Source organism: Dyella koreensis, from assembly GCF_044904565.1.
Taxonomy (GTDB): Bacteria; Pseudomonadota; Gammaproteobacteria; order Xanthomonadales; family Rhodanobacteraceae; genus Dyella_D; species Dyella_D koreensis.
This window is the reverse complement of sequence record NZ_JADIKD010000008.1, coordinates 163,206-176,646: the sequence shown is the minus strand read 5'-3', so window position 1 is coordinate 176,646 and position 13,441 is coordinate 163,206. Positions and strand designations below refer to the sequence as shown.

Genomic DNA, 13,441 nt, shown 5'->3' with positions numbered 1-13,441 from the left:
CATGGACGACTCAGCTATTGCCCAGGTTTCCAGCGAGTTTCTTGATTACCAGTACGAGGTGCTGGGGATCAGAGAATTCATGGCCTCTTCGGAGGTCACGGAAATTTGCATCAACCAGCCTGGCGAGCTTTATCTGGAAAGCCGTGGTGGGTGGCGTCGGGTGGAAGTACCGACGCTCACCTTCGATCGTGCGCGCCAGTTCTGTACGGCAGTCGTCAATGAAAGCAACACCGGTCAGCGCATCACGGACACCGATCCGGTGGTGTCACTGACCTTTCCTACCGGCCAGCGCGCGCAGTTTGTCATCCCACCAGCCTGCGATACCGGAAAGGTATCCATCACCATCCGCCTCCCGTCACGCCAGACCAAGACCCTGGCGCAGTATCAAGAGGACGGTTTCTTCGACCAGATCCTTGAAGACACTCATAGCATCAGTGATCACGACCGCGAACTGCTCGAACTGCGCGCGGAGCGCCGCTATGCGGACTTCTTCCGTAAGGCGGTCTTGAACAAGAAGAACATCGTGGTCGCCGGCGCTACCGGCAGCGGCAAGACCACGTTCATGAAATCGTTGGTCCATCACATTCCGCACAACGAGCGTCTGGTGACCATCGAGGACGCACGCGAACTGTTCATTGACCAGCCGAACGTCGTGCACCTTCTCTACTCCAAGGGCGGCCAGAGCACCAGCAATGTCACCGCCAAGAGCTGCATGGAAGCCTGCCTACGCATGAAGCCGGATCGCATCATCCTTGCCGAGTTGCGTGGCGATGAGTCTTTCTATTTCATCCGCAACTGCGCTTCCGGCCATCCCGGCTCCATTACCAGTTGTCATGCAGGCAGCACCGAGCAGACCTGGGACCAGCTCGCCCTGATGGTGAAAGCATCCAACGAGGGAGCGGGCCTGGAGTTCGCCACCATCAAGCGACTGCTGATGATGACCATCGACATCGTGGTGCATATCAAAGCCCACGCCGGCAATCGCTACATCACCGGCATCGACTTCAACCCTGCCCGCGCCATGAACGCGGAAGCTGCTTGAAAAGGAGTACTCGATGCTTCCCGGCCTGGAAATGATGAGCTGCCCGAACCTTGCCGTACCGGCGGAGGTGATGCAGCACATCGTCAAAGTCGAATCGAGCCACAACCCTTACGCCATCGGCGTGGTCGGCGGCCAATTAGTGCGTCAGCCACAGAATCTCGGCGAGGCACTGGCCACCGTACGTATGCTCGAAGATCAGGGCTACAACTTCTCCGTAGGCCTGGCCCAGGTCAATCGCGCCAACCTTGGCAAGTACGGCCTGGATAGCTACGAAAAGGCCTTCAGCCCCTGCGCCAACCTTGCAGTCGGCGCACGCATTCTTTCCGAGTGTTATGCCAGCTCCGGCAACGATTGGGGCAAAGCGTTCAGTTGCTACTACTCAGGCAACTTCGTCACGGGTTACCGCGATGGCTACGTGCAAAAGGTCTACGACTCCATCAACCGCAGCATGAAGCTCGCCAGCAACCAGGCAATGGCGATTCCTGTAGTCGCCGCAAATCAGGCAGCCGTCCGCAGCAGTAGCAAATCGGTCGCCTATGCGCCGATCAACGACAGTTCCTATCGTATCGCGCTGCGCAGCGTGGCGTTGGACACGGCAGCCAGCGCCATTATCGCTCCGGCGGTGGCACGTGCTGCCGGCTTGCCCAGCGCGTCCCCAGCCAACGTGGGTTATGCGCCAACCCGGCCCGGTCCGCAGCCGCTACCGGACAATTCCGCAAACACCATGCAACCCACACCTGCGACGGTCGCCCAAAGCGCACCAGCGGGAATGCCGTATGCGGGAAATGCGGTCGCCGCCAACGTTGCACCCGATGGCGCAGCGCCCGCGCAGGCGAATGCGGCGTCGGATGAGATCTTCGTGCCACGCGTACGCGGCCCGAACGATGCTGCACCCACCGCAGGACAGCAAGCGCCCGCCGTAGCACCGCAAATGGCGGTGTCCACCGGCACGCCGAACATCGATCAGGCCGATCTTCGCCAAGGAAGCCGCGATGACGCCTTTGTTTTCTGAGCAACCGCCGATGCCATGGCTCGCCATGTCGCCGTGCATCTCCCTGTTCGCCAAACGAGCGCCCCAGGCGTTCGCCGCGAAGGCCTTCGGGCCGACATCCACCTCGACCAGCTTCGGGGTGACCGTAGTGAACCAGGCTGCGCACCACGTAGCTGTCCATCGCCCGGCATCGCCGGGTAGTCGCACCTTCAGTTCTTGAATCACCTTATGAGGAACCCGAGATGAACCTGCCTACCGATATCAAGCGCCAGACCAAGAGCATGACGCCCATGCTGATGATGGGCCTTGTCATTTTCGCCGCCGTCGTGCTGCCGCAAATCGCGCTCGCCGCGCCGGACTTCGCCGGCTCCGACAAGAAGGTCTGCGGCTTCTTCGACAGCATCAACGGCCTGCTCAACATGGCCTCGATTGCTGTAGTCACGATCGCTGTCATCTTTTCCGGCTACCAGATCGCCTTCGCGCACAAGCGCATCGGTGATGTGGCCCCGATCCTGATCGGTGGCGTGCTGGTCGGCGCCGCTACCCAGGTCGCCAAGATGGTCGTCGGCGAAACCGGCCAGACCTGCACCGCCATGGTGGTGCATTTCCTGAACCACTATGCATAAGAACGCACTGTTTCGCGGTTGCACGCGCCCTCCGATGTTCATGGGCGTGCCTTACGTGCCCTTCTTCGTCGGTGCGGGTTCGTGCTTGCTATTGGCGATGTATACCAATCCGATCTTTCTGGTGCTGGTGCCCTGCGTCATCTTCGTCATGCGGCATATGGCCAAGCGCGACGAGATGATCTTCCGATTGCTGGGGCTGCGACTGCAGTTCCGCACGCGGGTGCGCAATCTCCAGGAGCACGACGGCATGTGGGTATTCACGCCGAACGGCTACCGCGGGCAGCCCGGTCAAGGCAAGTAATCGGAGATGCCCCGGCCAGGACGGCCGGGGCACTCCCCATCTGAAACGGTATGCAACCATGTTGATCCCCGACGCCCCCATCAGCGAACTCATTCCGCTTTCCACCCATGTATCGCCTACCGTGGTCAAGACGACCGGCGGCGATTTCCTCATGGTGTGGCGACTGGGCGGCCTGCCCTTCGTAGGAAGGGAGGAATGGGACATCGAACATCGCCACAACACCTTCAACCGCATGCTGCAGACGCTGCGCGCACCAGACTTCGTCAACGTGGCCTTCTGGGTCCACGACTTGCGCCGCCGCCGTCGCATCAAGGACAAGAGCCGCTTCGGACAGGCCTTCAACCAGAGCCTGTCCGACGCCTACTTCCATGCGCTCTCCACGCAGAAGCTCATGCAGAACGAGCTCTACCTGACGATGATCTATCGCCCGGTGGTGAGCGGCAAACGCTTCGCGGAGAAAACCAGCGAGGTCAGCCAGCTGGAAGCCGAGCAGGCGCACGCCATCAGCACCATCCAGGAGCTCGCGGGTAACGTGGAGGCCGTGCTCAAGGATTACGCGCCGTATCGCCTGGGTATGTACGAGGCGAGCAACGGCGTGGTGTTCTCGGAAACGCTGGAATTCTTCGGCTATGTGCTGAACCGCATCGACGAACCGGTGCCGGTGCTTCCCGCACCGGTCTACCACTATCTGCCAGTGAGCAAGCAGCGCTTCTCGAGCAAGACCGGAGACTTCGTACTGACCACACCGAATGGTGAAAACCATTTCGGTGCCCTTCTCAATATCAAGGAGTACACCGAGAGTACTTATCCGGGCATTCTCAACGGATTGAAGTACCTCGATTTCGAGTACGTCATCACGCACTCCTTCAGCCCCATGGGTCGCCAGGACGCACTCAAGGCGCTGGAGCGCACCAAAGGCATGATGATCTCCTCCGGCGACAAGGCCGTCAGCCAGATCATCGAGATGGACCAGGCCATGGACCAGCTCGCCTCCGGCAACTTCGTGCTGGGTGAGTACCACTTCACCATGGCCGTGTACGCCCCGAGCCAGGATGCACTATCCCAGCAGATCGCCGCCACCCGCGCGGAGCTCTCCAATGCCGGCTTCATCTCGGTCAAGGAGGATCTGGCCGTCACGGCCTCGTTCTACTCGCAGTTCCCGGGCAACTGGAAATACCGCACACGCCTGGCCAACGTCAGTTCGCTCAACTTCCTTGGCCTGTCACCTCTGCACAACTTCGCCACCGGCAAGAAAGACAACAATCCTTGGGGCGATTGCGTCACCACACTGCAGAGCACCAACGGCCAGCCGTACTACTTCAATTTCCACGCTACTCATCCGGCGGAGAACTCGCTCGGTGAAAAGGCTATCGCCAACACCATGGTGATCGGTAAGTCCGGTACCGGTAAAACGGCGCTCATCAACTTCCTCCTCAGCCAGGTGCAGAAGCTCAAGCCGACGCCCACCATTTTCTTCTTTGACAAGGATCGCGGCGCGGAGATTTTCGTACGCGCCTGCGGCGGCAACTACCTGGCGCTGGAGAACGGCCAGCCCACCGGCTTCAATCCGTTCCAGTGCGAGCGCAACGAAGCCAATGTGCAGTTCCTCGCCGACCTGGTGAAAGTGCTGGCCGGCAAGAGCGTGTACAGCTCGCGCGAGGAAGAGGACATCTTCCGCGCCGTCGAGAACATGCTCGACACGCCCATGCACCTGCGCAACATGACCAACTTCCAGAAGAGCTTGCCCAATATGGGCGACGACGGCCTCTTCGTACGCATGCGCAAATGGACCGCCGGCAATTCGCTGGGCTGGGTATTCGACAATCCGACGGACACCATTGACCTTGCCAAGGCCAACATCATCGGCTTCGACTACACCGACATCATCGACAACACGGAAGTGCGCGCACCCGTCATCAACTACCTCCTGCATCGCCTGGAGGCATTGATCGACGGCCGCCCACTGATCTACGTGATGGACGAGTTCTGGAAGATTCTGGACGGCAAGGGCGGCCTGAAGGAATTCGCCAAGAACAAACAGAAAACCATCCGTAAGCAGAACGGCCTCGGCATCTTCGCCACCCAGAGCCCGGAAGATGCGCTCGCGAGCGACATCTCTGCCGCCCTGATCGAGCAGACCGCCACCATGATCCTGCTGCCGAATCCCAACGCGAGCCGCGAGGATTACATCGAAGGCCTCAAGCTCACGGAAGCGGAATACCAGGTGGTCGTAGGCCTGGACGAACGCTCGCGTTGCTTCCTGGTCAAGCAAGGTCATGCTTCGTCGGTGTGCCAGTTGAACTTGCGCGGCCTGGACGATGCCTTGGCGGTGATCTCCGCCTCCACCGACAACATCGAAATCATGCACGAAGTCATGCGCGAGCGCGCCACCGCGGAGGGCATCCCGGTAGACGACCTGCGCCCCGAACAATGGCTGCCGGCGTTCTATGAAAACCGCAGGGGCAGCGGCAAACCCAGGCCTTCGCAACCGCCGCAAACGCCGCGCTCCGCGCGCTCGGCCAGCGCCTGACCCATCGACATAACCTACGGAGATATCGCCATGAAGACCTCAACCTCTCGTCGCGCCAGCCGCAGGAAGGGCCTCATTGCCGGCCTTATGCTGGCTTGCAGCCTGTTCACTGGTTCGGGCCAGGCCCAGTTGGGGGTCATCGTCAATGATCCGGAGAGCATGGGTAAGGCCATCGCCGAGTACGCGGAGCAGGCCAAGCGCTGGATCGACACTGTGCAGCAGTACAAAGCCACCATCGATCACTACACCGCCCAGGTCGCGTTCTGGCAGGAGCAGTTGGTCAAGCTGCAATCGCTGAATTTCACGCTGTTCACCATGCAGAACCAGTTCAAAAAGATCCCCGCCGACTACGGCGTGAAAGATGCCTGCCCTGGCGTGACCGGCGGTCTGGCTGGCGATATCACCACCGCGCTGCAGAGCTTTCTGCCCAATATGGGCGGCGATGTCGTCAAGCAGCAGCGGGATCTGTGTCAGCTGATCGTGCTGACCAAGAATCAGAAATACAACGACACCGTCGACTATCTGCAGTCCACTGCGCAGGAAAGCGACCGCTTCTACCAGATTCAGGCCCAGCGCATGAGCACGGCCAAGTCGCCCGGCGACCTGGAAGCCAACAGCAACGAGTTGAGCCAGTTTCAGGGGCGCATCGTCAAAAACCAAGCCGATTGGAGTAGCAAGATGACCACCTTGGATACGCAGATTCAGATGCTGCAGCAAATGCAGGGCATCCTGTCGCGCCGAGCCATGAACGGCAGCCCCAGCCCTCTGGGCACCCTGGTCAACACCGCGGCCATGAAGGCCGCCTTCTCCCAGTAAGCCCGACGTTTTCCGTCTTCAGCAGGCAAGGCCGGGCGCACCCTGGCGGCACAAGGAAGAGGCACCATGCCCAATATTGGCGATTACATTTACTACTCGTTGGTCTACAAGTACCTCAACGACAAGATCAACACGTTCGGCATGGACCTCATGGGCCGCATGATGACCTGGGCCGCGGCCATCGCGCTGACCCTGGTTACGCTCTGGATCATGATCCAGGGCTATCGCATGGTCACCGGCCAGTCGCGCGAGTCGATGATGCACCTCATAACCAATATGGCGCGCATCGCGCTGATCGTTACCGCCGCCACCACCATGGCGGTGAGCGGCGCCAACCTGCACGACTGGCTCACCATCGGCCTGGATAAGGAGGTGCACCAGCTCTTCACCGGCAACACCGACGAGACCACCGCCAGCGCCATCGACAAGAACCTGGCCTATACGCAGATCGCCCTGGGCACCATCAATGCCGTGCAGATCGCCCCCGGCGATGGCGAGATGCAGAACGCCAAAGAGCGCTCCACCCTCATTGCCACCTTCGGCACCGCCAGTCCGCCCATGGCCGCCGGCGCCATGCTGCTGCTCTACCAGTTCGCCATCGCCCTGTTCATCGGCCTGGGGCCGCTGTTCATTCTGTGTCTGATATTTGAACAAACCAAGGAACTGTTCCGCCGCTGGCTGCTCTACGGCATCGGCACCATCTTCTCGATGGCCCTGCTCAGCGTGGTCAGTGCCATGGTGCTGGAACTCACCATCAAGATCAGCGAGGCGGTATGGGCATCCAAGATTGCCAATTCGATTCTGGGCAACGATACGGAGGGCTTGACCAGTCAGGCGATGCAGCAGGGCGGTATTGGACTGTTACTTACCGTGCTCATTATTTCGGTGCCGCCGATGGCTGCGGTGTTCTTCCAGGGCACCATGGGTAACTTCTTGACTTACTCGGCGTTTGGTATGGGTGGGGCGGCAGCTGGCAGACCCGGGCCGGGTGGGGCGCCGGCGGGCTCCTACGCACCACCTTCTTACAACCAAGGGCATGCCGATACTGGCAACCAAGCCTCTGGAGGCTTTAACACTCCCGCGCCTGGGGTTCGAGTCGCCTCGACTCAAAACAATGCTCAGGCTGACGTCATGAAGACAATGAATACTCGCACCCAGTAATGGTGAGGGAACCCGTATGCGCGCCGTAGCAGTCTTGCTTTTACTACTTTGCACAATGTTCATTGACTCCGCCGCTCACGCAGAAGGTGGATGCCCTCCCGGAATGATTCCAGAAGGTGGGCAGGGTGTGATGTCATGCAGACCAATCCCAGGATATGACCAAGGAAAGCAACAACAGCCTCCTGTTGAATGGGCCTCAAAATGGGGGGCCATCGCCACTGATGCAACTACTGGAAGTCTAGGCGCGGTAAACGGAGCATCGTCTGCAAATCGAGCAGAAGAAGGCGCCATAGCGGACTGCCGATCTAAAGGCGGAGCAAACTGCAAACTACAAGTCTCTTATAGCAATGGCTGTGGCGTCATGGTCCTTGGAAACAAGGTATTCAACGCCAAGTCCGCCGCAACTATTGAAGAGGCCACGCGGAAAGGCATTGCGCAATGTAGCGCCGAATCGGATGGCTGCCACGTCTATTACTCAGGATGCAGCCTCCCTCAACGCATTCAATAAACTCTTTCATCAGCAAGGAATGCCCATGAAAAAGCCCCTACTGTTTTGTTGCTACCCACCATCAGCGCTGGCGCCGTAGCCCAAAACGGCTACTACGAACCCATTCCCTACTACGGCAATGACCCTTTCGTTTTCTGCACAGTCGGTGTGCCCCAAGATTGCGGGGCACCGATGGCACAGAGCAACACGCCATGGGCCCAGGCAACGCTACAGCGGGAAGTGGGCGAGCAAGCGCGTCAAGCACAACAAGTCGTGCAGCTGCACGTATCGCCCTCACTGGGGTGCTAACTCGGGGCCTTCGGCACGGCACTCAGATGTGGTGCAGACGGCTCCGGGCCATCGAGACACGCAGACATTTGTCCCTGTGCCTGCGGGCCATGAACCGCTGATCGAGGTTTTTTCTTCCAAGCCTTTCAGTCACACAACACGGATACGACAGGAGTCAAGCCATGAACCCACGCGCTCTACTCGCCGCCTTTGCCATCGGTACCACCGGACTAGCTGTTGCTCCCGTGCATGCCCAAGCTGCCGACCCCTGCTCGGTTTATGTATGCATGGCCGGCATCTCCGGCGACGGTACTACCGGAGGGCCTGAATGCGCCGGCGCCATCGCCGCCTTCCATGCCATCCAGGTGTGGGATCCGAAGTTCGACAGTGGGGCTACCGCTGCCGCGCGCAGGACTTTCCTGATGACGTGCCCCGGGGCTCAGGTTTCCACCAATGCCGCCGTTCTCAACACCATCATCACGCAGTGGGGTTATAGCCCATGAATGGAAAAGTGCACGCCTTCGGCGTGCACTTTCCCTGGTCACACTCTGGATCATGATCCAGGGCTACCGCATGGTCACCAGCCAGTCGCGCGAGTCGATGATGCATCTGGTCACCGGCATGGGCCGCGTCGCCGTGATCGTCACTGCCTCCACCACCATGGTCGTGAGCGGCGCCGATCTGCACGACTGGCTCACCATCAGCCTGAATAAGGAGGTCCATGGATTGTTCGCCGGCAACGCCGACGAGACCACCGCCAGCGCCATCGACAAGAACCTGGCCTATACGCAGATCGCCCTGAGCACCATCAATCCAGGACAAGGCCGGCCCCCTGCCTACTGGGAGCGCGCATACCAACACGGCTACGCGTGTAACTGGCAGCACGAGAGCCGTTAGTGGCGACCAGATGAAATATGCGCCTCAAATCCGGGACAGCTGATCCATGAAATTGAAGCTACTTTTACTGTTGTGCATGCTCAGTCTCAGTGCTGCTTCATATGCTGAAGGTGGATGCCCGCCAGGAATGATTCCCGAAGGCGGCCAGGGCGTCATGTCATGTAGGCCCATTCCTGGCTATGACCAAGGTCAAGGACAATCGCGACCACAAGCGCCACCAATGCGATGGGCATCCAAATGGGGCGCCATAGCAACCGATACGCCAACGGGCACCCTAGGAATCTCTACCGACGCGTCATCGCAAGATGAAGCGGAACAGAAAGCCCTAGAAGACTGTCAAGCCAAAAGTGGATCGAAGTGCAAATTGCAACTTTCTTACGCAAATGGCTGTGGAGTTATGGTTCTGGGCAACAAGGGATTTAATACGCAGACCGCCTCCACACTGGAAGGGGCCAAGAAATCGGGAATGGACATGTGTAACGCAGAATCCGATGGATGCCACGTCTATTACTCCGGCTGTAGCCTCCCTCAACGCATCCAATAACCTCTTTCATCAGCAAGGAATGCCCATGAAAAAGCCCCTACTGTTTTGTTGCTAGCCACCATCAGTGCTGGCGCCGTAGCCCAAAACGGCTTCTACGAGCCCATCCCCTACTATGGCAATGACTCTTTCGTTTTCTGCACGGTCGGTGTGCCGCAAGATTGCTGGGCACTGATCACAAAGGAACAGGGTACGTTCACCGTCACCAATCCGTACGGCTTCAACCCGGTCTCAGCTGCCATGTTCGCGCGGGTGTGCCCCAAGGCTTTCCCACTGAGCAGGCTGCCGACGCAAAGACCATGTCATCCACGCCTTCGGGTGATCCGGCTAACGCCAACTGATTGAGACATCCACATCCACGCGGCGACGCCACTTGAGTTGCGGGTTAGCCCGTAGAGGGACAGGCGTGAAGGCGCCTGCAAAATACCCACAGGGCAAGCCGGCCCGAAGAAGTGAAAACCCATTTCAAATTGTCATCACGTCGACGATTGAGGCGACACCGCCATGAAACTCGTTACGTCAGGCAATGTGATGGCCGACACTAAAAAACTGAACCGCATTCGTCGCAAGCACTTGCCCGTGGCTATTGAAGCAGGTCAAATGCGGAGCTGACTCATGCAGTTAGGTTCGCTCATCTGGCGAACCGGCCCATCCATCCTCCCGGGCCACCAATGGAACCGTTCAAGGGCTCGCCCCTTGGCTTGATTGAAAGGACACACAACTCACCATGAGCCCAAGAACGCTCCTGCTGACCGCCCTGCTCGTTTCGCTGAGCGCATGCGGCTCGTCTCAGTCTCCCGATAGTCCTGCCACACCCTCGGCGCCGAAACCGGCGGCGACGGCTGCCATGCCGCCCGCTCCTGCCGAAACTCAAGGAAAGAGTGCCATGTCTCCCCTGCAGACCCTTCTCGGCGTTTTCGCTGCGCACGACGCTTCCGGTTGGCCGGCTTTCGATGCCGTACCTGGTGTGCAATGGCGTGATCCCAAGCCTCTGGATAACCCCGACGCCACCGGCCCGGATATGTCGCACTACCGTGGCGGCAATTTGCTGCTGTCCGGTTTCGGCGAGGTCGACGTGCCTGATGGCAAAGTTGGCGCGGATGCCGGCACGAAGAAAGATAACGAGGGCAACGTTGGCGTTACCCTCAATGGCGACGCTGCCAATGTGCACTCCATCGCCCTGGTGAAGTTCTATCCCAGCGACAACTACCAGGAAATCATCCAGCACCAGTTGAGCGGTGGCACCACCATCAAACCGGTCGGCGGCGCCTGCGAACTGGATTTCGGGACCACCGCGGCCAACACGCAGAAGAATGCGTTCTTCCAGATCACGCTAGGCGCAGGCTCGACCCCCATCTATGCCGAGGGCTACGTGGACGAGGAAGACGGCAACCAGGGTCCCGGCGCCACCACGTTCGTGTTTTACCGGAGCAAGCCAGCGCAGCGGATGGCGGCCATGCGCTGTAAGGAGTCGTAACTACCGCTACACCTGATCCATCACAACCATCGTCATATCCAAAAGGACAAGCATCATGGCTGATAGACGAGAAAATGCAGTGGCCACTGCACAGGCTTACCACCAGGGCAACATCGCCGGTCTGGACGACGCGATGACCCGCCGTCTGGTTGCATCCACCGTCATGACGGAAAGTAATGGCGGCAACCTGACCATCACCAATAAGCAAGGCTATGTTGGCCGCTACCAGGCCGGTGCCGGCTGGCTCGCCGATGCGGGCTATGTGGACAAGGACAAGCTGGCCAAGGCCATGGACGGCTACAAGAGCGAATGGGCGTGGGCCTCCAAGGGCCATATGACCGAATTCCTCAACGACCCCTCCAACTGGAAGAACGGCCTGAGCCTGGACAAATACAAGGCCTCCGCCGAACTCCAGGACGACGCCTTCCGCATCAACAGCGGCAAGGCCTACAACCAGGCCATCAAGAACGGCGTGCTGCATGCGGACGACAGCCCGGAAAAGATCGCCGGCTTCCTCAAGGCCCGACATATTGCCGGCTATGGTGGCGCCGTGGCCGCGGCTACCGGCGGCCGCGTCATGCGCGACAGCAACGGCACCAGCAACTACGACTACATGCACGACATCACGCGCAACCGTGATGGCCTCAACCAGCTGATGAACCGCGCCCCCGGCCAACACACATCTGAACCGGCCCGCCACGAGACCACGCCCGTCACGCTTAAGCAGGGCGCCCAGGGCGAGTCCGTGGGCAAGCTGCAGGGCGAGTTGAGCCGACTGGGGTATGACGTGCAAGCGGATCGCCACTTCGGCCCGCGCACCGAGGAAGCCGTGAAGGCATTCCAGCAAAGTCACGGCCTCAAGCCGGACGGCGTCGTGGGGCACCAGACCCAGACCGCGATCGACAAGCAGTTGCAGGCACTCGAAGCCCAACGTGGCGGACAACATCTCGGCAACCAGGCGCACCCGTCGCACGGCGTCTTTCAGCAAGCGCTCCAGGGTGTGCAGAAGATCGACGCCCAGCACCAGCGCGCTCCGGACCAGCTCAGCGAGAACCTGGCCGCATCTCTTGTGGTCGCAGCTCACCGTTCCGGCCTCAATCGCATCGACCATGTCGTGCTCAGCGAGGATCGCAGCCGCGTCTACGCCGTGCAGGGCGACCTGAACTCCCCGCACAAACGCATCGCGGAAGTGCAGATCGAACAGGCCGTCAACACGTCGGTGGAGCAGAGCAGCCGCGCCTTGGCTCAGGCGGGCCAGCAGCATGCCGCGAGTCCTTCGCAACAACAGACGCACGACGCGGCGCAACAGGCTCAGGCACAAGCATCGCAGCAAAGGTAATGAACCCGGCGCAGGCTGGTGGCGTTGCAACGCCCTGGCCTGAGCCTTTCACCGTATCTGCGCAAAGTTCCTGAAAAACCTGTTGAATCGCAGTGAGTGTGGTGACCGGCATCGGTCGGTCGCCAGCACAGGACAACCTACCCTGCCGCACCACCGGGAAACCATAAGACCCGATCCGCTAGGAGCGTTCTCGCCATGGCCTGCATCAACTACTTCCTTCGCCTCCTGCCCTGCCTGCTGCTTGCGGCATGCAACGGTTCGGCGTCGGATAGCCGGACGCCAGTCATATCCGGTGAGGCCTCTGCTGCCCGGGCGGCTTCCGCCATACCGGCCAGTAATCCACTGAACGCAACGGCACCTACCACCGCGCCGGCGAATGCCTCTCCATCGAAACAGGGGGCACTGTCGCAAGACGCGGCTATGGAAGGACCGCTGCCGGCACCTGTAGCCACTCTGCCTGGAGTCACATGCACCCAGAAGAGAAAGGACTGGACGCCAGAGTGCAGCGCCGGTGAGTACCGGATCGTCGTCAATATGGAAGGCTGTAGCGGAGACGGCCTCTATGGCCAGATCCTCACCGGAGACAAGCCATCGGCTTCGTTAGGAACGGGCTTTCCGCCCTTTCCTAACGATTCGGTGGCCAAACTGCATGACATGCAATTCGTATGCATCGCAGCCACCGCGCGAAAGCAGGTGGGCGAACCTCTCTGGTACTACGTCATGGCCATTCCGGCGGAATCCGTGGCGGCTTGCAAGCACAGCAAGCTTTGCGGCGACCCAGGCACCCCAAAGGTGGAATGGGTCAAAGCATCGCCTCAGGGAGCTTGCCGCCTTGAGCACGGGCAGTACGCCGATTGCGCCGCCGGTTGGGTGAGTGCCTCCGATTTCGCAGAGTTTTCAATGGGACTTTGAGCAGCCTTTTCTTTACGACCACAAGGAGAATGT

General features: G+C 59.9%; 14 protein-coding genes. All 14 read left to right on the top strand.

Going from position 1 to position 13,441, the window contains the following annotated elements:
* The first annotated feature begins 1 nt into the window (after nt 1).
* On the top strand, nt 2–1,042 hold the full coding sequence (gene virB11 / locus ISS97_RS06505; protein ID WP_379987071.1) for a P-type DNA transfer ATPase VirB11: 1,041 nt from the start codon (nt 2–4) through the stop codon (nt 1,040–1,042).
* A 13-nt stretch (nt 1,043–1,055) separates the two neighbouring features.
* On the top strand, nt 1,056–2,054 hold the full coding sequence (locus ISS97_RS06500; RefSeq protein WP_417323432.1) for a lytic transglycosylase domain-containing protein: 999 nt from the start codon (nt 1,056–1,058) through the stop codon (nt 2,052–2,054).
* Nucleotides 2,055–2,329: 275 nt separating this feature from the next.
* The gene (locus ISS97_RS06495; RefSeq protein WP_379987221.1) at nt 2,330–2,659 is read left to right on the top strand and encodes a TrbC/VirB2 family protein; all 330 of its coding nucleotides are present in this window, start codon (nt 2,330–2,332) and stop codon (nt 2,657–2,659) included.
* Nucleotides 2,652–2,960, top strand: a complete 309-nt coding sequence (locus ISS97_RS06490) for a type IV secretion system protein VirB3 (RefSeq protein WP_379987072.1) — start codon at nt 2,652–2,654, stop codon at nt 2,958–2,960. The genes ISS97_RS06495 and ISS97_RS06490 overlap by 8 nt, the downstream gene beginning before the upstream one ends.
* 58 nt (nt 2,961–3,018) lie before the next feature.
* Entirely contained in the window at nt 3,019–5,490 is a 2,472-nt protein-coding gene (locus ISS97_RS06485; protein WP_379987073.1) for a VirB4 family type IV secretion/conjugal transfer ATPase, read from the top strand.
* Nucleotides 5,491–5,520: 30 nt separating this feature from the next.
* Complete coding sequence (locus ISS97_RS06480; protein WP_379987074.1) at nt 5,521–6,306, top strand: hypothetical protein; 786 nt, start codon at nt 5,521–5,523, stop codon at nt 6,304–6,306.
* Nucleotides 6,307–6,372: 66 nt separating this feature from the next.
* Nucleotides 6,373–7,467 (top strand): type IV secretion system protein, encoded by a 1,095-nt coding sequence (locus ISS97_RS06475; protein WP_379987075.1) that lies wholly within the window; start codon nt 6,373–6,375, stop codon nt 7,465–7,467.
* 16 nt (nt 7,468–7,483) lie between these two features.
* Entirely contained in the window at nt 7,484–7,975 is a 492-nt protein-coding gene (locus ISS97_RS06470; protein ID WP_404580051.1) for a DUF4189 domain-containing protein, read from the top strand.
* 449 nt (nt 7,976–8,424) lie between these two features.
* On the top strand, nt 8,425–8,745 hold the full coding sequence (locus ISS97_RS06465) for a hypothetical protein (RefSeq protein ID WP_379987076.1): 321 nt from the start codon (nt 8,425–8,427) through the stop codon (nt 8,743–8,745).
* On the top strand, nt 8,696–9,139 hold the full coding sequence (locus ISS97_RS06460; RefSeq protein WP_379987077.1) for a type IV secretion system protein: 444 nt from the start codon (nt 8,696–8,698) through the stop codon (nt 9,137–9,139). The genes ISS97_RS06465 and ISS97_RS06460 overlap by 50 nt, the downstream gene beginning before the upstream one ends.
* A gap of 46 nt (nt 9,140–9,185) precedes the next feature.
* The gene (locus ISS97_RS06455) at nt 9,186–9,683 is read left to right on the top strand and encodes a DUF4189 domain-containing protein (RefSeq protein ID WP_404580050.1); all 498 of its coding nucleotides are present in this window, start codon (nt 9,186–9,188) and stop codon (nt 9,681–9,683) included.
* 883 nt (nt 9,684–10,566) lie between these two features.
* Nucleotides 10,567–11,157 carry a hypothetical protein gene (locus tag ISS97_RS06450; protein ID WP_379987078.1) on the top strand — a complete coding sequence of 197 codons (591 nt, stop codon included), beginning with the start codon at nt 10,567–10,569 and terminating at the stop codon, nt 11,155–11,157.
* Nucleotides 11,158–11,212: 55 nt separating this feature from the next.
* On the top strand, nt 11,213–12,496 hold the full coding sequence (locus ISS97_RS06445; protein WP_379987079.1) for an XVIPCD domain-containing protein: 1,284 nt from the start codon (nt 11,213–11,215) through the stop codon (nt 12,494–12,496).
* A 195-nt stretch (nt 12,497–12,691) separates the two neighbouring features.
* Nucleotides 12,692–13,408, top strand: coding sequence for a hypothetical protein (locus ISS97_RS06440; RefSeq protein ID WP_379987080.1), 717 nt, complete (start codon nt 12,692–12,694; stop codon nt 13,406–13,408).
* Nucleotides 13,409–13,441: the final 33 nt, after the last annotated feature.

Excerpts from the sequence above, each read along its gene's own strand:
- ISS97_RS06465 (WP_379987076.1), top strand. The coding sequence starts at position 8,425 with ATGAACCCACGCGCTCTACTCGCCGCCTTTGCCATCGGTACCACCGGA.
- ISS97_RS06445 (WP_379987079.1), top strand. The coding sequence starts at position 11,213 with ATGGCTGATAGACGAGAAAATGCAGTGGCCACTGCACAGGCTTACCAC.
- ISS97_RS06450 (WP_379987078.1), top strand. The coding sequence starts at position 10,567 with ATGTCTCCCCTGCAGACCCTTCTCGGCGTTTTCGCTGCGCACGACGCT.
- ISS97_RS06455 (WP_404580050.1), top strand. The coding sequence starts at position 9,186 with ATGAAATTGAAGCTACTTTTACTGTTGTGCATGCTCAGTCTCAGTGCT.
- ISS97_RS06480 (WP_379987074.1), top strand. The coding sequence starts at position 5,521 with ATGAAGACCTCAACCTCTCGTCGCGCCAGCCGCAGGAAGGGCCTCATT.
- ISS97_RS06460 (WP_379987077.1), top strand. The coding sequence starts at position 8,696 with ATGCCGCCGTTCTCAACACCATCATCACGCAGTGGGGTTATAGCCCAT.
- ISS97_RS06475 (WP_379987075.1), top strand. The coding sequence starts at position 6,373 with ATGCCCAATATTGGCGATTACATTTACTACTCGTTGGTCTACAAGTAC.
- ISS97_RS06470 (WP_404580051.1), top strand. The coding sequence starts at position 7,484 with ATGCGCGCCGTAGCAGTCTTGCTTTTACTACTTTGCACAATGTTCATT.
- virB11 (WP_379987071.1), top strand. The coding sequence starts at position 2 with ATGGACGACTCAGCTATTGCCCAGGTTTCCAGCGAGTTTCTTGATTAC.
- ISS97_RS06495 (WP_379987221.1), top strand. The coding sequence starts at position 2,330 with ATGATGGGCCTTGTCATTTTCGCCGCCGTCGTGCTGCCGCAAATCGCG.
- ISS97_RS06440 (WP_379987080.1), top strand. The coding sequence starts at position 12,692 with ATGGCCTGCATCAACTACTTCCTTCGCCTCCTGCCCTGCCTGCTGCTT.
- ISS97_RS06490 (WP_379987072.1), top strand. The coding sequence starts at position 2,652 with ATGCATAAGAACGCACTGTTTCGCGGTTGCACGCGCCCTCCGATGTTC.
- ISS97_RS06500 (WP_417323432.1), top strand. The coding sequence starts at position 1,056 with ATGCTTCCCGGCCTGGAAATGATGAGCTGCCCGAACCTTGCCGTACCG.
- ISS97_RS06485 (WP_379987073.1), top strand. The coding sequence starts at position 3,019 with ATGTTGATCCCCGACGCCCCCATCAGCGAACTCATTCCGCTTTCCACC.